The organism is Streptomyces sp. BL1, from assembly GCF_057628045.1.
Genome location: NZ_JBXYWZ010000002.1, coordinates 7,549,757 through 7,568,502, shown reverse-complemented (window position 1 = coordinate 7,568,502; position 18,746 = coordinate 7,549,757). Strand labels below are relative to the sequence as shown.

At 72.3% G+C, this 18,746-nt stretch carries 16 protein-coding genes; 4 read left to right on the top strand and 12 right to left on the bottom strand.

What is annotated here, in order from left to right:
* Positions 1-119: 119 nt before the first annotated feature.
* Both AC3AGO_RS33240 and AC3AGO_RS33235 read right to left on the bottom strand, forming a co-directional pair.
* On the bottom strand, positions 120-3,287 hold the full coding sequence (locus AC3AGO_RS33240; protein WP_487823999.1) for an AAA family ATPase: 3,168 nt from the start codon (positions 3,285-3,287) through the stop codon (positions 120-122).
* Entirely contained in the window at positions 3,284-4,450 is a 1,167-nt protein-coding gene (locus AC3AGO_RS33235; RefSeq protein ID WP_487823998.1) for an exonuclease SbcCD subunit D, read from the bottom strand. The genes AC3AGO_RS33240 and AC3AGO_RS33235 overlap by 4 nt, the downstream gene beginning before the upstream one ends.
* A 222-nt stretch (positions 4,451-4,672) precedes the next feature.
* On the opposite strand from AC3AGO_RS33235, the gene AC3AGO_RS33230 reads away from it, so the two are divergent.
* On the top strand, positions 4,673-6,478 hold the full coding sequence (locus AC3AGO_RS33230; protein ID WP_487823997.1) for a pectate lyase: 1,806 nt from the start codon (positions 4,673-4,675) through the stop codon (positions 6,476-6,478).
* Between the two features lie 101 nt (positions 6,479-6,579).
* Here AC3AGO_RS33230 and AC3AGO_RS33225 read toward each other — a convergent pair whose 3' ends face one another.
* Positions 6,580-7,239, bottom strand: a complete 660-nt coding sequence (locus AC3AGO_RS33225; RefSeq protein ID WP_487823996.1) for an arylsulfatase — start codon at positions 7,237-7,239, stop codon at positions 6,580-6,582.
* 175 nt (positions 7,240-7,414) lie between these two features.
* Complete coding sequence (locus AC3AGO_RS33220; protein WP_487823995.1) at positions 7,415-8,038, bottom strand: YigZ family protein; 624 nt, start codon at positions 8,036-8,038, stop codon at positions 7,415-7,417.
* 90 nt (positions 8,039-8,128) lie between these two features.
* Here AC3AGO_RS33220 and AC3AGO_RS33215 point away from each other — a divergent pair, with 90 nt between their 5' ends.
* Positions 8,129-8,536 carry a CoA-binding protein gene (locus AC3AGO_RS33215; RefSeq protein WP_487823994.1) on the top strand — a complete coding sequence of 136 codons (408 nt, stop codon included), beginning with the start codon at positions 8,129-8,131 and terminating at the stop codon, positions 8,534-8,536.
* A gap of 36 nt (positions 8,537-8,572) precedes the next feature.
* Here the strand turns inward: AC3AGO_RS33215 and AC3AGO_RS33210 are convergent, their stop codons facing one another.
* The 5 genes from AC3AGO_RS33210 to AC3AGO_RS33190 form a co-directional block, all read right to left on the bottom strand.
* Positions 8,573-9,739 (bottom strand): FAD-dependent monooxygenase, encoded by a 1,167-nt coding sequence (locus AC3AGO_RS33210; protein ID WP_487823993.1) that lies wholly within the window; start codon positions 9,737-9,739, stop codon positions 8,573-8,575.
* Between the two features lie 164 nt (positions 9,740-9,903).
* Complete coding sequence (locus tag AC3AGO_RS33205; protein ID WP_487823992.1) at positions 9,904-10,182, bottom strand: hypothetical protein; 279 nt, start codon at positions 10,180-10,182, stop codon at positions 9,904-9,906.
* A 14-nt stretch (positions 10,183-10,196) separates the two neighbouring features.
* Positions 10,197-10,697 carry a DUF5949 family protein gene (locus tag AC3AGO_RS33200; protein ID WP_487823991.1) on the bottom strand — a complete coding sequence of 167 codons (501 nt, stop codon included), beginning with the start codon at positions 10,695-10,697 and terminating at the stop codon, positions 10,197-10,199.
* Positions 10,698-10,806: 109 nt separating this feature from the next.
* Positions 10,807-11,382 (bottom strand): YbaK/EbsC family protein, encoded by a 576-nt coding sequence (locus tag AC3AGO_RS33195; protein WP_487823990.1) that lies wholly within the window; start codon positions 11,380-11,382, stop codon positions 10,807-10,809.
* A gap of 375 nt (positions 11,383-11,757) precedes the next feature.
* Complete coding sequence (locus tag AC3AGO_RS33190) at positions 11,758-12,510, bottom strand: acyltransferase (protein ID WP_487824901.1); 753 nt, start codon at positions 12,508-12,510, stop codon at positions 11,758-11,760.
* Positions 12,511-12,697: 187 nt separating this feature from the next.
* Here AC3AGO_RS33190 and AC3AGO_RS33185 point away from each other — a divergent pair, with 187 nt between their 5' ends.
* Entirely contained in the window at positions 12,698-13,315 is a 618-nt protein-coding gene (locus AC3AGO_RS33185) for a gamma carbonic anhydrase family protein (RefSeq protein WP_487823989.1), read from the top strand.
* A gap of 73 nt (positions 13,316-13,388) precedes the next feature.
* Here AC3AGO_RS33185 and AC3AGO_RS33180 read toward each other — a convergent pair whose 3' ends face one another.
* Positions 13,389-14,219, bottom strand: a complete 831-nt coding sequence (locus AC3AGO_RS33180; protein ID WP_487823988.1) for a helix-turn-helix transcriptional regulator — start codon at positions 14,217-14,219, stop codon at positions 13,389-13,391.
* A 102-nt stretch (positions 14,220-14,321) separates the two neighbouring features.
* Between AC3AGO_RS33180 and AC3AGO_RS33175 the strand changes: the two genes are divergently transcribed.
* Complete coding sequence (locus AC3AGO_RS33175; RefSeq protein ID WP_487823987.1) at positions 14,322-15,029, top strand: SDR family NAD(P)-dependent oxidoreductase; 708 nt, start codon at positions 14,322-14,324, stop codon at positions 15,027-15,029.
* A 47-nt stretch (positions 15,030-15,076) separates the two neighbouring features.
* Here AC3AGO_RS33175 and secA read toward each other — a convergent pair whose 3' ends face one another.
* The gene (secA, locus tag AC3AGO_RS33170) at positions 15,077-17,935 is read right to left on the bottom strand and encodes a preprotein translocase subunit SecA (protein ID WP_487824900.1); all 2,859 of its coding nucleotides are present in this window, start codon (positions 17,933-17,935) and stop codon (positions 15,077-15,079) included.
* Positions 17,936-17,993: 58 nt separating this feature from the next.
* On the bottom strand, positions 17,994-18,479 hold the full coding sequence (locus tag AC3AGO_RS33165) for a hypothetical protein (RefSeq protein ID WP_487823986.1): 486 nt from the start codon (positions 18,477-18,479) through the stop codon (positions 17,994-17,996).
* Positions 18,480-18,746 lie beyond the last annotated feature (267 nt).

The window sequence follows — 18,746 nt, the reverse complement described above, 5'->3', positions numbered from 1 at the left end:
CGGCAACCAAGCGCACCCGCGCACACAAACACCGGCCAACCACCCTGCCGCCGGATGACACACCCGGGCCATGTCCCGCTCTCCCGGCGGCCGTTGACGGGCTCGGCCCGTCCGCCGCATCAGCCCGCCGTCACCGCCGAGCTGAGCCGTACCGACGAGCCCTTGCGGGACTTCGTGACCTCCAGTTGGGCTCCGATGCGGCGCCGCAGGTCCGCGACGTGGCTGACGATGCCGACGCAGCGGTCCCGTTCGCGCAGTGAGTCGAGGACGTCGAGGACCTCGTCCAGGGTCTGTTCGTCGAGGCTGCCGAAGCCCTCGTCGATGAAGAGGGTCTCCAGCCGGGTGCCGCCCGCCTCGTCCGTCACCACGTCGGCCAGGCCGAGGGCGAGGGCGAGCGACGCGGAGAACGTCTCGCCTCCCGACAGCGTCGCGGTGTCCCGCTCGACGCCCGTCCAGGCGTCGATGACGTGCAGGCCGAGGCCCGAACGCCCGCGCCCGGAGGCCCGTTCGTCGGAGTGCACCAGCGTGTAGCGGCCGGCGGACATGTGCGACAGGCGGGCGCTGGCCGCCGCGGCGACCTGTTCGAGGCGTGCCGCCAGGACGTACGTCTCCAACCGCATCTTCCGCTCGTTGTCCGCGGAGGTGCCGGCGGCGAGGTGGGCGAGGCGCGCGGTGCGCTCGTGCCGTTCGCGCAGCGGGGCGAGCCGTCGGGCGTCGTCCACGGCGCGGGCGGTGAGCGCGTCGAGCTCGGTGCAGCGCCGGCGGGCCGCCTCGTCCGCGGCGGAGGCGTCCCGCAGCCGGCGGGTGGCGTCCTCCACCGCCTGCTCAGCAGCTTCGATTCCGGCCGGGGGCTGCCCCGCCGCGGCGGCGAGCATCACGTCGTCCAACACGGCGGTCACGGCGGCCTGTTCGGCCTGCCACTGGTCGAGACGCGCCCGCAGCACCTGCTGTTCCGGCTCGGCGAGGACGGCGTCCGCGGCGTCCTGCGGCGACGCGAATCCGGCGCTCTCGGCCGCCTCCGCGAGCCGCGCCCCGGCCTCCTGGAGCCGCTGCGCGGCGGAGTGCGCGGCGTGCGCCGCGTCCGCCGTACCGGCGAGGAGCGCGGCCCGCTCCTCCAGCCCCGCCGCGCGCTCGGCGACGCTGGCCGCGCCCCCGCGGGCCTGGCGCACCTCCTCGGTGAGGCCGTCCTGTTCGCGCTGCAGCGCGTCGCGCTGCGAGGTGCGGCCGGCGATGCGGCGGCCCGCCTCCTGCTGCTGGGCCTGGCGGCGCGCGTGCTCCTGCTCGGCGCGCTCCAGGGCCTCGCGCGCGGCGTGCGCGTCGGCTGCCGCGGCGTGTGCGGCCCGGTGTTCCTCCTCCAGCCGGGCTGCGGCGTCGGCCAGTTCCTGCGCGCTCTCGTCGCCGGACTCGGCGCGGGCGCCCGCCAGTTCCTCCCGTACGGCGGCGGCCCGCTGCTCGGCCTGCTCCCGTACGGTCTCCGCCCGCTGATGCGCGGCGAGGGCCGCGTCCTCGGCCGCCTGGTCGATGTGTCCTTCGCCGGGCCGGGCGGGGTCGGGGTGGTCGGTGCCGCCGCACACGGCGCAGGGCTCGCCGTCCTGGAGGGCCGCGGCGAGTTCGGCGGCGAAGCCGCGCAGCCTGCGGTCCTTGAGGTCCAGCCAGTGCTCCCGTGCCTGCGCGGCACGTTCGCGGGCGCCGAGCAGCGCTTCTTCGGCCTGCTGCCGTCCGGCCTCGCACCGGTCGCGGCGTCCGGCGGCCTCGGCGCGTTTGCGGGCGGGCTCCAGTTGGGCGGCGAGCTGTTCGGCGCGGGTGGCGGCGTCCTGCGCGGCGTCGATGCGCCGCGTGTACGTGTCGCGGCTGCTCTCCCAGCCGGCCAGCCATTCGTCGGCGTCCCGCAGCGCCTCCTCGTCGGCGCGCACTTCCCGTTCCAGCGCGGCGAGTTGGCGTCCGATCTCCTGTGCCTTCTCCTCGCCGCGGCGGGCCGCGCCGAGCGCGCCGAGCTCTTCGCGCGCGGAGCGCTCCCATTCGGCGAGCCGCTCGGGCGGCGCCTCCTGGAGCTCTTCCGCCGTAGGGGCGCCTCCGTCCCCGGCCCGGGCGGCGTGGGCGGTCAGGCGCGTACGGGAGGTCTGTTCGGCCCGGTCCGCCTCGGCGTGCGCTGTCGCGGCTTCGTCGCGCAGGGTGAGGGCGGGGGCGACGGCCTCCGCAGAGCGGGCCCGCTCCAGGCGGGCGCGGGCGTCGTCCCGCTGTTCCGCTCCGGCCTCCAGCTCGGCGGCGCGGCGCTGCGCGTCGGCGTACTGCCGCTGTCCGCGGGCCAGTTCGCGTACGTCCTCCAGCCGCGCGGCGGCCTCCGCGTGCGCGGTCTCGGCCGTACGGGCGCCGAGCGCGGCGATGTCGCGCAGCTCGCGTGCGTGCGTACGGGCGAGGGCCGCCCACTCCAGGACGGCGTCGGCCAGCCCGGGGTCGCCGGCGGCAAGCTGCCCGTCCCCCTCCGCCGGGGCCGCACGCCCCGCGCTCCCGCGCCGTCCGCGCTGGTCCGGCACGGCACCACGGGAGCCGGCGCCCTCCGGCGGGGCGTCGGGGCCGCCGGGCAGCCGCAGCGCGTCGAGCTCGGCGCCGGGGCCCGCGGCCTGCCGCATGCGCTGGGCGAGGCCGAGCAACCCCTCGTCGCCGGCGCGCACTTCGTCCTCGGCGGCGCGCCGCATCCGGTTGAGCCGCTCCTCGACCGCGCAGAACCGGCCGGTGTCGAAGAGGCTGCTGAGCAGCTTCCTGCGGTCCTCGGCCCCGGCACGCAGGAAGCGCGCGAAGTCCCCCTGCGGCAGCAGGACGACCTGGCAGAACTGGTCGCGGCTCATGCCGAGCAGCCGGGTGATCTCCTCGCCGATCTCCTGGTGCGAGCGGCTCAGCGCCTTCCACTCGCCGCTGCCGGACACGTACTCGCGCAGCGTGGACTGCGCCTTCTCGCGGGTCTCACCGCTGCCGCGCAGCTTGGGGCGGGTCTGCTCGGGGCGCCGGGTGACCTCCAGGCGCCGTTCGCCGACGGTCAGTTCGAGCACGACCTCGGTGAACGTGCCGGGCGCCGCGTGGTGGCTGCGCAGGGTGTTGCCGGGCTGCTGGCGGGCGCCGGGCACACCGCCGTAGAGGGCGAAGCAGACCGCGTCCAGGACGGAGGTCTTGCCCGCGCCTGTGGCGCCGTGCAGCAGGAACAGTCCCGCGGAGGAGAGTTCGTCGAAGTCGACGTCGTGGGTTCCGCCGAAGGGGCCGAAGGCGGTGAGGGTGAGCCGGTGGAGTCTCAACGGGCCACCTCGTTCAGCGCCTCTTCCTCGCGGACGGCGTCGAGTGCCGCGCCGAGCATGTCCCGTTCGTGCGGGTCGGCTTCGCGTCCCGGGCGGACGTGGGAGACGAAGTCCTCGGCGATCTGCCGGTCGTCGCGGCCGCGCAGCCGCTGCGCGTACGACGCCTGCGTGTCGCCGTCCTCGCGTTCCGGGGCGAAGGCGAGCGCGAGGATGTGCGGGAAGCGCTCCTCCAGGCGGGCCATCGGGTCCGGCGGACGGGAGGCGTCGGTGAGCGTGGCCTCGACCCACGCGGCCTCGGCGTGCTCGTACGCCGGGTCCTCCAGCAGCTGTCCGAGGGTGCCGCGGAGGCGGGCGAGGGGGCGCGGCTGCGGACACTCCAGCCGTTCGGCCCCGATATGACCGTCGGGTCCGAGGTCGATCAGCCACATGGACTTGCGGTGATGCTCCTCGGAGAAGGAGTAGGCGAGCGGGGAGCCGGAGTAGCGGACACGTTCGGCGAGGGTCTGGCAGCCGTGCAGATGGCCGAGCGCGGTGTAGTCAACGCCGTCGAAGACGGAGACGGGGACGGAGGCGACGCCGCCGACGGTGATGTCCCGTTCGCTGTCGGAGACTTCGCCGCCGGTGACGAAGGCGTGCGCGAGGACGACGGAGCGGGTGCCCTCGGGGCGGTCCGCGAGGTCGGCTCGGACGCGGTCCATCGCGGCCCGCAACACGGCGGCGTGGCCGCGCTGTTCGGCGCCGAGCTGCTCGCGCACCAGCGTGGGCTCCAGGTAGGGCAGCCCGTAGAAGGCCACTTCGCCGTGCTCGTCGGCGAGGACGACGGGGGTGCCGATGCCTGCCGGGTCGGTGCGCAGATGGATGCCGGCCTTCTCCATGAGCCCGGCACCGACGCCGAGCCGCCGGGCCGAGTCGTGGTTGCCGGAGATCATCACGGTGGGCACGCCCAGGCCGGCGAGGCGGTGCAGTGCCTCGTCGAAGAGCTGCACGGCGGACAGCGGCGGGATGGCGCGGTCGTAGAGGTCGCCGGCGACGACGACGGCGTCGACCTCCCGCTCCGAGACGGTGGCGACCAGGTGGTCGAGGAAGGCCTTCTGGGCGTCGAGCAGGCTCGCCCTGTGAAAGCTCCGGCCCAGATGCCAGTCCGATGTGTGCAGCAGACGCATGGTCCCCGACCTTAAGCCCCACCACCGACAGCCCGTGGCGTCCCCGTCGCACCCGGCACCTCTCACGGCTGCCCGGTGCCGTCCCACCGCACCCTCGCGTTCAGTGAGCTGAAAAACATTCCTGTGTCTGACTCCTTGGCGGACGCACCGCGCCGTAGTAGTTACTTCAGCACTCACCTGATGACACCGGAACGGAGACACACCCCACCGATGGACATGTCCATGAACCGCCGCACTTTCGGCCGCCTCGCCCTCGCGCCCGCGCTCGCCGCGCTCGTACCGGCAGGCACCGCCGCGGCATCCGCCACTCCCCGACCGTCCTCCTTAGCCGGCGCGGCGCCCGGCAGATCCGCGGCCGCCGCCGCCATGCACCGCGCCGCCGTGTTCATGGATGAACACGTCTCCTACCGCGGCGGCTACGTCTGGAACTACCTGCCCGATCTCTCCGCCTCCTGGGGCGAGATGGAGGCCCGCCGCACGATGTGCTGGGTGCAGCCGCCCGGCACCCCCACCGTCGGGCACAGCCTGCTGGACGCCTACCACGCCACCGGCGACGAAGCCTGCCTGCGCGCAGCCGAACGCACCGGGCTCGCGCTCGCGGACGCCCAACTCCCCGTCGGCGGCTGGAACTACATCCACGACTTCGCCGGAGAGAAGTCGCTGCGCGAGTGGTACGGGACGGTCGGCGCCGGCGGGTGGCGGCTGGAGGAGTTCCAGCACCACTACGGCAACGCCACGTTCGACGACGCCGGCACGTCGACCGCCGCGCAGCTCCTGCTGAGGCTCTACCTGGAGCGGCGCGACCCGCGGATCAAGCAGGCGCTCGGCAAGGCGATCACGTTCCTGCTGCGGGCGCAGATCAGCGGCGGCCCCGGGGACGGCGGCTGGCCGCAGCGCTTCCCCGCCTTCGCCGGCTCGGTCAGCGACACCCCGTGGCCGGACGAACTGCCGCCCTGGCTGCCGGACGGCATCCGGCACGGCATGGAGGACGGCGACTACACAGGACACGTCACCTTCAACGACGACGTGCTCGGCGAGAACATCAAGTTCCTGCTGATGTGCGTCTCCACGCTGGGCCGCCGCGACCTCGTCCGCCCCGTACGCCGGGCGATGGCCTGTCTGCAGCGGCTCCAGCAGCCGGGCCCACAGGCGGGCTGGGCACTCCAGCACCTCGCGCGCGGTGCGCGCGGCAGACCGGCGGGCGCACCGGCCGGAGCCCGCTCCTACGAACCGCGGGCACTGGCCACCCACACCACACAGACCAATGTGCAGCAGCTCCTCGCGTACTTCCGGCTGACCGGCGACCACGCCTTCCTGCGCCGCGTACCGGAGGCCATCGACTGGCTGGAGAGCTGCGCGCTCAGCGATCGGCAGAAGGCGGAGAACCCGCTGCTCGCCTCCCGTACACATCCCACGTTCGTCGAACTGGGCAGCAACCGGGCCCGGTTCGTCCACCGCTTCGGCTCCAACATCCGCAACGGCGCCTACTACCACGACCACGACCACCGGCACACGCTCGGCCACTACTCGGGCGGCCGGTCCGTGGACACGGCAGCGCTGCGCGCGGCGTACGAGGAGATGCGCGCACTGTCCGCCGCCGACATCGCGGACCTGCGGGCACGTTCACCGCTGTCGGGGAAGGGGGCGATCCCGCTGCCGCGCTGGTTCACGATCCGCGACCTCACACTGGACGACCTGTTCCGCGACACACAGGTGGCACTGCCCGACGTCAGCGACGAACAGGCCGGCGTACTGGTCGACGGGCTCGGCAAGAGGGACCACTGGATGACGCCGATCGACCAGGCGACCAACCCCTGCCGGGGTCCCGCGCCGTCGTCGCCGTACGACGGAACGGCCTTCCGCAGTACGCACGTCGGCGACCTGTACGACACCTCGCCCTACGACCCGCGCACACCCCCGGCGGAGGAGCCGTACGTGCCGCGCGAGCGCACCGAGGGCATCACCACCGCCGCCTTCACCGCCAACATGGGCCGGCTGACCGCCTATACGGCGAAGCGCCGGCCCTGACCCGGGAACGCCGCCGGCCGGTCACAGCCGGCCGGCGGCAGGACGGTCGTACGGTCAACCGGTGAGCCGCCGTGTACGAACGTCTCAGGCGCGCCGGCGCGTCACGACCGCCGCCACACCTCGGCGGCGGCGCTGAGCCCGAGAGCGGGGCTGACCAGGACGGGCAGCGCGGTGCCTGTCCGGTCGGCGGCCGCCGCCATGGAGACCTGCGCGAGGACGACGACGTCCGCGTCCTCGACGGCGTCCGCCGCGGCGGCCACGGCGGACAGATAGCTCTCCTGGTCGCCGGCTTCGAAGCTGTCCCACGCCCCCTCGACCACCGTCAGGGTCACCTCGACGCGGCGGCCCGCCCGTTCGGCCTCGTTCTCCACCAGGGCGACGGTCGGCTGCCCCGTGGAGGCCACGGTGGTGAGCACGGCGACGCGCAGCGCCTCCCGGCCCTCCGCGGGCGGGGTGGCGACGGCGGCGGCCGCCATCGGACGGTCCACGCGGACCACCGGCACGCCCAGTTCGGCACCCTGTTCCTCGGCGATGCCGCCGATGGTCGAGCAGGTGCACAGGACGGCCGTGGCCCCGACACCGACGGCCTGCGCCAGCACGCTGCCCACATCGTCGACCACGGCCTCGAGCCCTTCGGCGCGGGCCGCCGACAACAGCTCCGGGTGCACGAAGTGCCGTACCGGCAGCGCCGGATGGTCCCGGTCGCGGAGCGCGTCGAACACCGGGATGTGCACGGGGGAAGTGTGGAGCAGGGCGAGCATGCCCGAGACGGTAGCAAGCCCCCGCCACAGCTCAGCGCCCTGGTGAGTACATCGGGCCGTACAAGGGGCGCGGGGAACTGCGCGAAACCAGCCACAGCATGTGCCGCAGCCGCCCGGCTCACGTCCGGAGCACGGGAGGCGGCCCACACGGCGCTCCCCGCGGAGGCGCTAGGCGCTACCCGTACGCCTCGCCGCCGAGTTCGAGACGGGCCGTGCCTGCCGTGGTGTCGGCGAGCCAGGCGCGGAACGCGTCCAAGTCCGCTGCGGGGAGGCCGAGTTCGATGGTGACCTCGGCGCCGTACTGCACGTCGCGCACCGTACGGCCGGTGGCGCGCAGGTCGTTCTCCAGTTTGCCGGCGCGCTGGTGGTCGGTGGTGACGGTGACCAGGCGGAAGCGTTGGCGTACGACGGTGCCGAGCGCGTCCAGTGCTTCGCCGACCGCGCCCCCGTAGGCGCGGATGAGGCCGCCGGCGCCCAGTTTCGTGCCGCCGAAGTAGCGGGTGACGACGGCGACCGTGTAGCGGACCTCGCGGCGGGTGAGCATCTGCAGCATGGGCACTCCGGCGGTGCCGCCGGGTTCCCCGTCGTCGCTCGCCTTCTGTACGGAACCGTCCGCGCCGATGACGTACGCCCAGCAGTTGTGGTTCGCGGTCGGATGCTCCTTGCGGATGCGCGCGATGAACTGCTGCGCCTCCTCCTCGGTGGCGGCCGGGGCGAGGGCGCAGAGGAACCGCGAACGGCTGATCTCCGTCTCGTGGACGCCCTCACCTGCGACGGTGACGTACTGCTCCTGCTGCATCCCGCCACCTTACGCACTGCGCGGACGCTTCCCCGCTCCGGGAATGCCCTGGTCGGGAATGCCGTGCGCGGGCCGGGGGTTGCAGCCGTCATGTATGGAGACGCGGAAACGGTACGCAGGATCCTCACCCGGGACGGGGACACATGGGCGGTGGTCGGTCTCTCCAACAACCGCGGACGCGCGGCGTACGGAGTGGCCGAGGTGCTGCGGCGGTTCGGCAAGCGGGTGGTGCCGGTGCACCCGAAGGCGGAGACGGTCCAGGGGGAACAGGGCTACGCGTCGCTGGCGGACATCCCGTTCGACGTCGATGTGGTCGACGTGTTCGTCAATTCCTCGCTGGCGGGACAGGTGGCCGACGAGGCCGTGTCGAAGGGTGCGAAGGCGGTGTGGTTCCAGCTGGACGTCGTCGACAGCGCGGCGTACGACCGTACTCGCGCCGCCGGACTGGACATGGTGATGGACCGCTGCCCCGCCATCGAGATCCCGCAACTGGACTGAGTCACCCGAGCCGCGGGACGAGCCCGGAGCCCGGGCTCAACGCGCGGCCGTCTGTGCCTCCTTGCGCGCTTCCCACTTCCCGGCCCAGCGCAGCACTGTGCTGCGCATGCCGCCGACGAGCTTGTTGGCGGGGGCGAAGAACTGGCTCTTTATGCGCGCCACGGTCTGCTGTTTGCGTACAAGGGGGCGCAGTTCCCTCTCCCATTCGGCCGCGGCCCGGGGGATGTCGCCGGAGTGCTTCTCCAGCATGCTGCCCAGGCTGACGGCACCCGAGAGCGCCACGGAGGCGCCCATGCCCGTGTAGAGGGTGAGGCACCATGCGGCATCGCCCACCAGAACCACGCGGGGGGTGCTCCAGGACGGCATCTGCACCTGGTGCACGGAGTCGAAGAGGAAGTCCGTCGCCTGGTCGAACTGGTCCAGTGCGTGCCGGACGACGTCGGAGTCCATGAGGTGGCCGTAGACCTCCCGCAGCACTTCCCGGGGCGGGCGTGTGAACTGGGCGTCCACGTCGTCGGTGCGGTAGGTGAACAGGGCCGTGGGCGCGCGGTCCTCGAAGGGGAACAGCCACAGCGAGCGGCCCGGGTCGGCCAGCACCAGGCCGTCCTTGGGCGGCGTGCGGGGAGCCTGCTCCTCCAGCTGGTACGCGCAGATGATCCGCGGCAGCGGCCGCATGAACCGCTCGTGGTCCCCGAAGACGAGCTCCCGTACGGTCGAGCGCACTCCGTCGGCGCCGACGACCAAGTCGTAGTGTTCGACCGAGACTTCACCGCTCGCCTCGTCCCGCAGGTGGACCTCGACGGTGTCCGGCCCCTCGTTGACGGCGGCCGGGCTCGTGCCGAAGCGGACGGGGACGCCGTCCAGGCGGTCCCACAGGGCCTGCTCCACGTCGCCGCGCAGTACGGCGTCGGGACGGGCCGAGCCCTCCAGGAGTCCGACGCTGCGGGTGCGCTTCCCCTCGACGTCTATCTCCCAGGTACGGACGGGGTCGGGGGTACGGGTGTGCAGGTGGTCGTAGATGCCCAGCCGCCGCGCGGCGGCCTTCCCCAGGGGATACAGGCCGATGAAATAGCCCCCGGTGCGGCGTACCGGTGATTTCTCCACGAGCGTGGGCTCCCAGCCCACCTGTCGCAGTCGGATCGCGGTCGCCATGCCCGCGATTCCAGCTCCGACGACCAGCACCCGTCCTGCGGTGCCTGACATGACCCCGGCCTCCCTCGACAATCTACGCCGTCAAAAGGTACGCCAAGTCCTGGTAAAGATGATGTCAGTGAGGCAGATGTCACGACGGGCCCGGCACCCCCGACGAGGGGTGCCGGGCCCGTCACGGTCCCGCTGTCTCCGGCCGGAAGGACCAGGTCAGCCGCTCAACTCCCGTCACCCGGCGGGAGGATGAAGCCTCTCGCCGATCCGCCCGCCCACGGTACGGGGAGCCGGGCCGGGGCGAAGGCCGGGGGCGGCCCGCTGAAGACCTCCACGGCCGCGGCGAGGGCCCGGGCCGTGGTGTCGGTGCGGGAGGAGGGGTCGTCGCTGTCGTACACGCGCCACTCCCCCGCCGGGTCGTCGGCCGCCACGGGGGCGATGATCCCGGCCACTCCCGCGGCCCGCAGCAGCGCGCCCGCGCGCCGTGCCTCGTCGGCGTCCATACCGGGGCCGGCTCTCAGACCTGCAGACTGCGGACGGGCAGCATCATGTGGGCTGCCGTGGCGAGGACTTCCTCGTCGCCGACGAAGTCGCGCAGCGTCTCCTCGGTGACGGTGTTGCCGGGGGTGCCCTCCGGCCAGGGGCGGGTGGCGAACAGGAAGTAGACCACGCCCCGCTCGTCGGCGGCGCGCAGCCACTCGGGCGGGGCCGGGTACTGAGCGCTGAGCCGCGGCATCGTGAGGCAGGCCTGGCCCGCCTCGACCATCAGGCTCACCGAATTGCGGACGGCCGCGCTCTGCGCCTCCGCGCCGCCCAGCGGCAGTCCGGCCTCCTCCAGAAGCGCGCGGGCCGCCGCCTCTCCTGCCTCGGGCCCGTCCACACCGTCGCCGGTGGAGAAGGCGAGCAGGAAGGGCATGTCCTTCCCGTCCTCGGGGTGCTCGCCGCTCCATCCGAGCACCGTGAGCGTGCCCAACTGGTCCTGCTGACTGGCGCCCTTGTCGGGCTGGGTGGTGGTCATGTCCGGGGACCCTAGTAGCGAACGGGCGCCCGACGTGCGGACATGTCACCCACCTGAGGGCACACCGCGTACCGAATAACCCGAACGTGGCGTGCTCGTACGGGCGTTCCTATACGGCGCTGGGAGTGTCGTCGCGCACGCCCAGACCGTCGAGCACCACGGCGCCGGGCAGCGCGGCGAGAACCTCGCCCGGCACGATGAGCTTCCCGCGGCGGCGGCCGCTGCCGATCAGCACCCACGGCATGCCGGCCACCGCGGCATCGATGAGCACCGGCCAGTCGGCGGGCAGGCCGATGGGCGTGATGCCGCCGTACTCCATGCCGGACTGCTCGACGGCGGTGTCGGCGGGCGCGAAGGAGGCCTTGCGCGCGCCGAGTTCGCGCCGTACGGCACCGTTGACGTCCACACGTGCCGCCGAGGGCACGAGGCAGGCGGCGAGGGTGCGCTCGCCGCCGCGCTTCGCGGCGACGACGACGCAGTTGGCGGAGGTCTCCATCAGGTCCTCGCCGTAGTGCTCGACGAACACGGCGGTGTCGGCCCGCTCCGGATCGGTGTCCACATAGACGAGCCGCTCCGGCGGTACGCCGTCGAACCCGGCGCGCACGGCGTCGGCCGCCGGACCGGTGAACTCGGCTGCGGACGCGGCGGGTTGGGCGCTGTCGAAGTGTCCGATGGGTGCACGCATGAGCGGCACGCTAACACCCGCCCGTACGGCGTTCTCCGGGCCCGGCGAACGGTCAGCACGGTGGCCGGTCAGCGCGGTGGCCGGTCAGTGCGGTGGCCGGCCGGCCCGGTGGTCATGGCCGCCGTACCGCCCTCGCTCTGTCCGGCCGTCACAGCGGTCCGCCCCAGGTCCTCGACCGGACCTCACAGGTGCTTGACCAGATAGGCGAGCATCGCGATGCCCATGATGCTCACGGCGATCACCATCAGGACGCGGAGCATACGGTCGTTCATGTCGGCCTCCCGGCGGTGGTGGTCAGGGACCGCCTGCCCCGGACCGCGTCCTCGTACGCACGACGGGGACACCGTCACCCGCCTCGCTCAGCCCGCCGCTCGTTCAGCCCGCCCTGTCGGGCCGTTCCTCGCGCGCCGCTTCCGCGCCGCGTCCGGACGGCTCCCCCACGTCCGCCGGCTCGGCGGACGGGTCGGCGGCCTCGGCGAGCCGGGCGAGTGCCGCCAGCTGCTGCGGGGTGACGTCGTCGGGAACGGGCACCGGCGGCGGGGTGCGCAGCGGCGGCTGCCAGCCCGTCTCCTCGTCCCAACGGCGCACCACCCGGGCCGGGGCGCCGGCCACCACCGCGTGGTCGGGCACCTCGCCGCGTACGACGGAGCCCGCGGCGACCACGACGTTGCGGCCGAGCCGGGCGCCGGGCAGCACCACCGCGCCGGCGCCGAGCCAGCTGCCGGTACCGATTTCCACGGGCGCGGCACGCGGCCACTGTTTGCCGACGGGCTGGTGCGGGTCGTCGTACGAATGGTTCGTCGATGTCACATAGGCGTAGGGGCCGAAGAACACGTCGTCGCCGATGTGCACCGTGGTGTCCGCGACGATGTGGCTGCCGCGGCCGAGCACGACGCCGTTGCCGAGCCGCAGCACCGTGTCGGGCCCCAGGTCCAGGCCGGGCAGCATGCCCGCGGTCAGCGTCACGTCCTGCCCGATGACGCAGTGGTCGCCGATCTCGATCCACGCCTCGCCGAACACCGTGCCCTGCGGGAACGCCAGCCGCGACCCCGTGCCGATGCGGCGGAACCGGTAAGGGCCCGGGCGGTCGGCGGTGACGGCGGCGGCCCGCTGCGCCCCGCGCCACATCCCGTGCACGGCACGGGAGATGAGCGGGGAGAGCGTTTTCCTGATCGATGGCACGCGGTCACCGTAGCCCGCTGCTGACCCGCCGGTACCGGCACCCGTGCTGTGATCTTCGACCCACCGCTGGTTACGGTTCTCCCGGCAGGGGCGCGGGTAACCGGACAGACAGACGACGAGAGTGAGCGGAGCGATGGCAGCGCAGTCGAGGGCACAGCACCAGGCAGTGATCGCAGGCGTCAACGGCCGGGAGCCGAAGGTCGACGAGGACGCGTACGCCGCGCCGACGTCGGTCGTGGTCGGCGACGTGACCCTGGGGTCCCGCGCCAGCGTCTGGTACGGCGCCGTGCTGCGCGGTGACTGCGACGTCATCACGCTGGGCCGCGGCAGCAACATCCAGGACAACTGCACGGTGCACGCCGACCCCGGCTTCCCCGCGCACGTCGGCGACGGGGTGTCCGTCGGGCACAACGCCGTACTGCACGGCTGCACCGTCGAGGACGACGTACTGGTCGGCATGAGCGCGACGGTCCTCAACGGCGCCCGTATCGGCGCCGGTTCCCTCATCGCCGCGCACGCCCTCGTCCCGCAGGGCATGCAGGTGCCGCCCGGCTCGCTCGTCGCCGGCGTCCCCGCGAAGGTCAAGCGGGAGCTGAGCGACGAGGAGCGCGAGGGCATCAAGGCCAACGCCACGATGTACGCGGACCTGGCCCGCACCCACCGCGACGCCCTCCCGACCAACGACACGGACGACACCCACGACGCCGCGGCCGACCAGAACACCGACGAGGACCAGGCCGGCGAGGCGTAACACCCGGACGCCGGGCGGAAATCGGAGCACTGTCCGACCGCCCGGCTGACCGTTCACCAGCCGGACGGGACAGTCATCCGGCGACCGTACGGGCGTCGAAATCGGTGAGCAGGGCGAGGCGTTCGGCGTCTTCTGTACCCGGTTCGGCTGTGTAGACCATGATGCGCAGGTCGCTCCCTGCCACCGTGAGCACGTCGCAGTCCAGCGTCACCGGGCCCGCCTGCGGGTGGTCGACAGTTTTGCGCGCGGCCTCGTGATGGCCGACCGTGCCGGACTCCCACAGTTCGGCGAACCGGTCACTGTGCGCGCGCAGTTCTGCGACGAGGTCCTGCACCCGCTGGTCGTCCGGATACCTGCCGGCGGTCGTCCGCAGGTCGGCGACGAGTGCCGCCTCGAACGCGCGGCGGGACTGTTCGGTGTGCCGGACACGGCCGGCCGGCCCGAGGAACGCACGCCGCACCCCGTTGAGTCCGTCGCCGTGCCGCTCCCCCATCAGCGCCGTGTACGACGGGTTGGCCAGCAGCTGGTTCCAGGCCGCGTCGAAGACCGCGACCGGCGTACCGGCCAGCCTGTCGAGCAACCGCCGCACGCTCGGCGTGAGATACGCGGGCACCGTCCCGGGGCCCGGCGGGACGAGGCCCGCCATCCGGAACAGATGCGCGCGCTCGTCGCCCGACAGCCGCAGCGCCCGCGCCAGCGCCTCGACGACCTGCGCCGACGGGTGGGAGGCGCGGCCCTGTTCGAGGCGTGTGACGTAGTCGGCGGAGATCCCGGCCAGCATGGCCAGTTCCTCGCGGCGCAGTCCTGCGGCACGCCGCTGCCCGCCGGCAGGCAGTCCGGCCGCCGCGGGCGGGACCCGGTCGCGCCAGCGCCGTACTGCCTGTCCGAACTCCGCCGTCGCCATGCCCACCATTCTGCATCGCCGGTCAGCGGGCTTCCTGGTACCGGCAGTCCCAGGAAGAGGGGACGTCTGGCAGGCCGTCCGGCTCCGCAGGACCGTGGGGGCATGACAGCAACACTGATCACCGGAGCGAACAAGGGTCTCGGTTTCGAGACCGCCCGGCAGCTCGTCGCCGCGGGGCACACCGTCTACATCGGCAGCCGGGACGCCGGACGCGGTCGCCGCGCTGCCGAGCAGCTGGGCGCGCGGACGGTCCAGCTCGACACCACCGACGACGCGTCCGTCGCGGCCGCGGCGCAGACCATCGAGGCCGACGGCGGACTGGACGTACTGGTCAACAACGCGGGCGTCGAGGAGCGGGGCGAGAACAACGCCTTCATCGCGGCGCCGGACGTGACCGCCGAACTGATGCGGCGGACCTTCGAGACGAACGTCTTCGGCACGGTCCGCGTCCTGCACGCCTTCCTGCCGCTGCTGGAGCGCTCGGAGGCCCCCGTCGTGGTCAATCTGAGCAGCGGACTGGCCTCGCTGACCGGCCTCAGCACTCCGGGCACCCCGGCGTACGCGTATCCGGGCGTCGCGTACCCGGCGTCGAAGACGGCCGTCAACATGGTCACCGTGCAGTACGCGAAGGCGTACCCGGCCCTGCGGATCAACGCGGTGGAGCCCGGCTTCACCAAGACCGACCTGAACGGGAACACCGGCGTCCAGACGGTCGAGGAGGGCGCCGAGATCATCGTCCGGATGGCGCAGGTGGCCCCGGACGGCCCGACCGGCGGGTTCTTCGACGCCCAGGGCGCCCTCCCCTGGTGACGCACGAACACCCGCGGCGCTCCTCAATGACCGCACCGGCGACAGGTTCACCGCTTGCGGCGGCGCCGACTGGTGTTCCTGTTGCCGGACTTGGGGCGGCGGCCGGATCCGCCGCCCCGCCGGGACCCGCCGGACGGTGACTCGCCGGCGCTCCCGGCCCGTACGGCGTCGTCGTCCCGCGGCCCGTCCCGCTCGTCCTGCGGCTCCTCGTGCGAGGCGGGGAACTCGCCCTCCACGACGCCGTCCGCCGTGTCCATCGTCGGGGCGCTGAACCGCCAGTTCTCCTGCCGTCCCTGGGGCTCCAGGCCCTTGGCGCGGATCCCCGGACGTTCCTGCGCGTCCCCCGGAGGCGCGTCCTCGGGTGCTTCCCCGGCGTCGACCTGGACGTCGAGGTTGAAGACGAAGCCGACGGTCTCCTCCTTGATGCCGTCCATCATCGCGTCGAACATGTCGAAGCCCTCGCGCCGGTACTCGATCAGCGGGTCACGGCCGAGGGTGAAGCGCAGTCCGACGCTCTCCTGCAAGTAGTCCATCTCGTAGAGGTGTTCGCGCCACTTGCGGTCCAGGACCACGATGAGCACGCGCCGTTCGAGTTCGCGCATGGCCTTCCCGCCGAGCTGCGCCTCCCGTTCGGCGTACCGCTCGTGGATGTCGTCCCGTACGGCGTCGGCCAGCATTTCGGGGGTCAGCGCGCTGATGCCGCCCTCGGCCTCCGCCAGCTCGTCGACGGTGACCCGTACGGGATACAGCTGCCGCAGGGCGGACCACAGCCGGCCCAGGTCCCACTCCTCGGCGAAGCCCTCCGCCGTCTCGGCCGCGACGTACGCGTCGACGGTGTCGTCCATGAAGTGCTGGAACTGCTCCTGTACGTCCTCGCCGTGCAGGATGCGGCGGCGCTCCGCATAGACCAGTTCCCGCTGGTGGTTGAGGACGTCGTCGTACTTGAGGAGGTTCTTGCGGGCCTCGAAGTTCTGCTGCTCGACCTGCGCCTGGGCGCCGGCGATGGCGCGGGTGACCATCTTGTTCTCGATGGGCTGGTCGTCGGGGACCTTGGCGACCTCCATCAGCCGCTCGACCATACGGGCGCGGAACAGCAGCATCAGATCGTCGCCGAGGGAGAGATAGAAGCGGGACTCGCCGGGGTCGCCCTGACGTCCGGACCGGCCGCGCAACTGGTTGTCGATACGGCGCGACTCGTGCCGTTCGGTGCCCAGTACGTACAGCCCGCCGAGCTCCTTGACCTCCTCGTGCTGGAGGGCCACGTCCGCCGCGATCCGCTCGCGCACCTCCCGGCAGCCTTCGGGATCGGTCTCGTCCGAGAGCCCCTGCTCCCGCAGTTCGGCCTCGGCCATGGCCTCCGCGTTGCCGCCGAGCATGATGTCGATGCCGCGTCCGGCCATGTTGGTCGCGACGGTGACCGCTCCCCTGCGTCCCGCCTGCGCCACGATCTGCGCCTCGCGCTGGTGGTGCTTCGCGTTGAGCACCTGGTGGGGGATCTGCTGCTCGGCCAGCAGCCCGGAGAGGAGTTCGGACTTCTCGACGGAGACGGTGCCGACGAGGACGGGCTGGCCGCTGCGGTGCCGCTCGACGATGTCGCGCACGACGGCCTGGAACTTCCCGTCCGGTTCCCGGTAGATCGCGTCGGGCTGGTTCTTGCGCGCCAGCGGCCTGTTGGTGGCGATGGGCACCACGTGGAGCTTGTAGATCTGGTGGAATTCGGCCGCCTCGGTCATCGCCGTGCCGGTCATTCCGGAGATCCGGTTGTAGAGGCGGAAGTAGTTCTGCAGGGTGATCTTGGCGAGGGTCTGGTTCTCGTTCTTGATGTCCACCCCTTCCTTCGCCTCGATCGCCTGGTGCACGCCGTCGTTGTAGCGGCGGCCGGAGAGAATACGGCCCGTGTGCTCGTCGACGATCATCACTTCGTCGTCGACGAGGACGTAGTCCTTGTCCTTCTTGAACAACTCCTTCGCCTTGACGGCGTTGTTGATATATCCCAGCAGCGGATCGGGGGCCGCGTCGAAGAGATTGTCGATGCCGAGCTGGTCCTCTATGTGGTCCATGCCGCGGGCGAGAAGGGCGACGGTGCGTTTCTTCGGGTCGTACTCGTAGTCGTACCTCTCGCGCAGTTCGGCGAGTTGCTCCTTTTCCACCGGCGTCGTGAACATCTCGTCCTGCACGACCACGCCGCGCATGTGCCGCACCATGGCGGCGAACACGCCGTACCACTTCTCGGGCTGGTCGGCGGGCCCGGAGATGACGAGCGGGGTACGCGCCTCGTCGACGAGAATCGAGTCGGCCTCGTCGACCACCGCGAAGTTGTGCCCGCGCTGGACGAGTTCGTCCACGGACCACGCCATGTTGTCGCGCAGATAGTCGAAGCCGAATTCCGTGTTGGTGCCGTACGTGATGTCGCAGGCGTACTGCACGCGCCGGTCCGCGGGGGGCATGTCGGCCTTGATGACGCCCACGCTCAGACCCAGCGACCGGTAGACGGGGCCCATCCACTGCGCGTCGCGCTCGGCCAGATAGTCGTTGACGGTGACCAGGTGCACGCCCTCGCCGGTCAGCGCGTTGAGATACGCGGGCAGGGTGGCGACGAGCGTCTTGCCCTCCCCGGTCTGCATCTCGGCGACGTTGCCCAGGTGCAGCGCCGCACCTCCCATGACCTGCACATCGAAGTGCCGCATGCCCAGCGTGCGGCGGGCGGCCTCCCGGACGGTCGCGAAGGTCTCGGGCAGCAGCGCGTCGAGGGTCTCGCCCCGCGCGTACCGCTCCTTGTACTCGTCGGTGAGGGCGCGCAGTTCGGCGTCGGACAGGGCACGGAAGTCGTCCTCGACGGACGCGGTCTGCGCGGCGAAGCGCTGCAGGGTCCGCTGGATTCTGCCCTCGCCCGCCCGCATGATCATGCCGGTGATCCGGTCCAGCTTGAGATTCGGCACAGGTCTCTCCCTCGGCCGGAACGGTCTAGACGGCGTCCGCCGCCAGCTGCAGCCGACGGTTCACGCGTCGGAGAATGCGGGCGGCCAGCTGATTCCCTCTGATGATTTCGCGGAGTACGGGGTCGGCGGCGAACGTGAGCGCCTTGTCGAAGAGTTGCGGGATCGCGGGCCTTTCGCCCGGCCTTCCGGAATCCAGCAATCCGTCGATATCGCGGGGGTCGACGCGGCGTACGGTCAGCGCGTCGAAGGAAACCGGTGTGGGGCGGGCCACGCCGTCCATGAGGCACAGCGCGCAGTCGTTCAGCAGTACGGCGACGGAATCGCGTTGTCCGGCAAAGGTGTCCGGGTCCGTTCCGGCGATTTTCTCCGCGAGCGGAACGACCTCTCCGCGTACGGCCCGCAGGGCCCCGACGAGATCCTGTTCCGCCAGCCGCCGCCGTACGTCGTCCCGGGCGCGGGACAGCTCCAGGGTCGGTCCGTGACGTTCGTTCGCTCCCCTGTGGTGCCGCATGTGCACCCTCCCCCTCGCCCGACTCCCCATTGTTCGCGAGGGTTTCCGGTGCGGCAAGCAGGAATGTCACCACCGGGGCGCAGGCGGCAGTGCGGAAAAAGCAGCTCTCGCGTGCCGTCTGTCACCGGGCGGCGCGGAACGGCACACGAAGAAACTCCCCGTGCGGAATCGCCGCGCGGGGCCGGTGGGTCACCATCGGCCCGTTCCGGGCAGAGCAGCCGTACGGGCTGCCCGCCGCTGCGGGCAGCCCGTAGGGGTCGGCCTCTC

Bases quoted from the DNA above. Each gene is read 5' to 3' on its own strand.
- AC3AGO_RS33210 (WP_487823993.1), bottom strand. From the start codon at position 9,739: ATGTCAGGCACCGCAGGACGGGTGCTGGTCGTCGGAGCTGGAATCGCG.
- AC3AGO_RS33180 (WP_487823988.1), bottom strand. From the start codon at position 14,219: ATGGCGACGGCGGAGTTCGGACAGGCAGTACGGCGCTGGCGCGACCGG.
- AC3AGO_RS33225 (WP_487823996.1), bottom strand. From the start codon at position 7,239: ATGCTCGCCCTGCTCCACACTTCCCCCGTGCACATCCCGGTGTTCGAC.
- AC3AGO_RS33220 (WP_487823995.1), bottom strand. From the start codon at position 8,038: ATGCAGCAGGAGCAGTACGTCACCGTCGCAGGTGAGGGCGTCCACGAG.
- AC3AGO_RS33185 (WP_487823989.1), top strand. From the start codon at position 12,698: ATGGCAGCGCAGTCGAGGGCACAGCACCAGGCAGTGATCGCAGGCGTC.
- AC3AGO_RS33190 (WP_487824901.1), bottom strand. From the start codon at position 12,510: ATGTGGCGCGGGGCGCAGCGGGCCGCCGCCGTCACCGCCGACCGCCCG.
- AC3AGO_RS33230 (WP_487823997.1), top strand. From the start codon at position 4,673: ATGAACCGCCGCACTTTCGGCCGCCTCGCCCTCGCGCCCGCGCTCGCC.
- AC3AGO_RS33165 (WP_487823986.1), bottom strand. From the start codon at position 18,479: ATGCGGCACCACAGGGGAGCGAACGAACGTCACGGACCGACCCTGGAG.
- AC3AGO_RS33175 (WP_487823987.1), top strand. From the start codon at position 14,322: ATGACAGCAACACTGATCACCGGAGCGAACAAGGGTCTCGGTTTCGAG.
- AC3AGO_RS33215 (WP_487823994.1), top strand. From the start codon at position 8,129: ATGTATGGAGACGCGGAAACGGTACGCAGGATCCTCACCCGGGACGGG.
- AC3AGO_RS33235 (WP_487823998.1), bottom strand. From the start codon at position 4,450: ATGCGTCTGCTGCACACATCGGACTGGCATCTGGGCCGGAGCTTTCAC.
- secA (WP_487824900.1), bottom strand. From the start codon at position 17,935: ATGATCATGCGGGCGGGCGAGGGCAGAATCCAGCGGACCCTGCAGCGC.
- AC3AGO_RS33200 (WP_487823991.1), bottom strand. From the start codon at position 10,697: ATGACCACCACCCAGCCCGACAAGGGCGCCAGTCAGCAGGACCAGTTG.
- AC3AGO_RS33205 (WP_487823992.1), bottom strand. From the start codon at position 10,182: ATGGACGCCGACGAGGCACGGCGCGCGGGCGCGCTGCTGCGGGCCGCG.
- AC3AGO_RS33195 (WP_487823990.1), bottom strand. From the start codon at position 11,382: ATGCGTGCACCCATCGGACACTTCGACAGCGCCCAACCCGCCGCGTCC.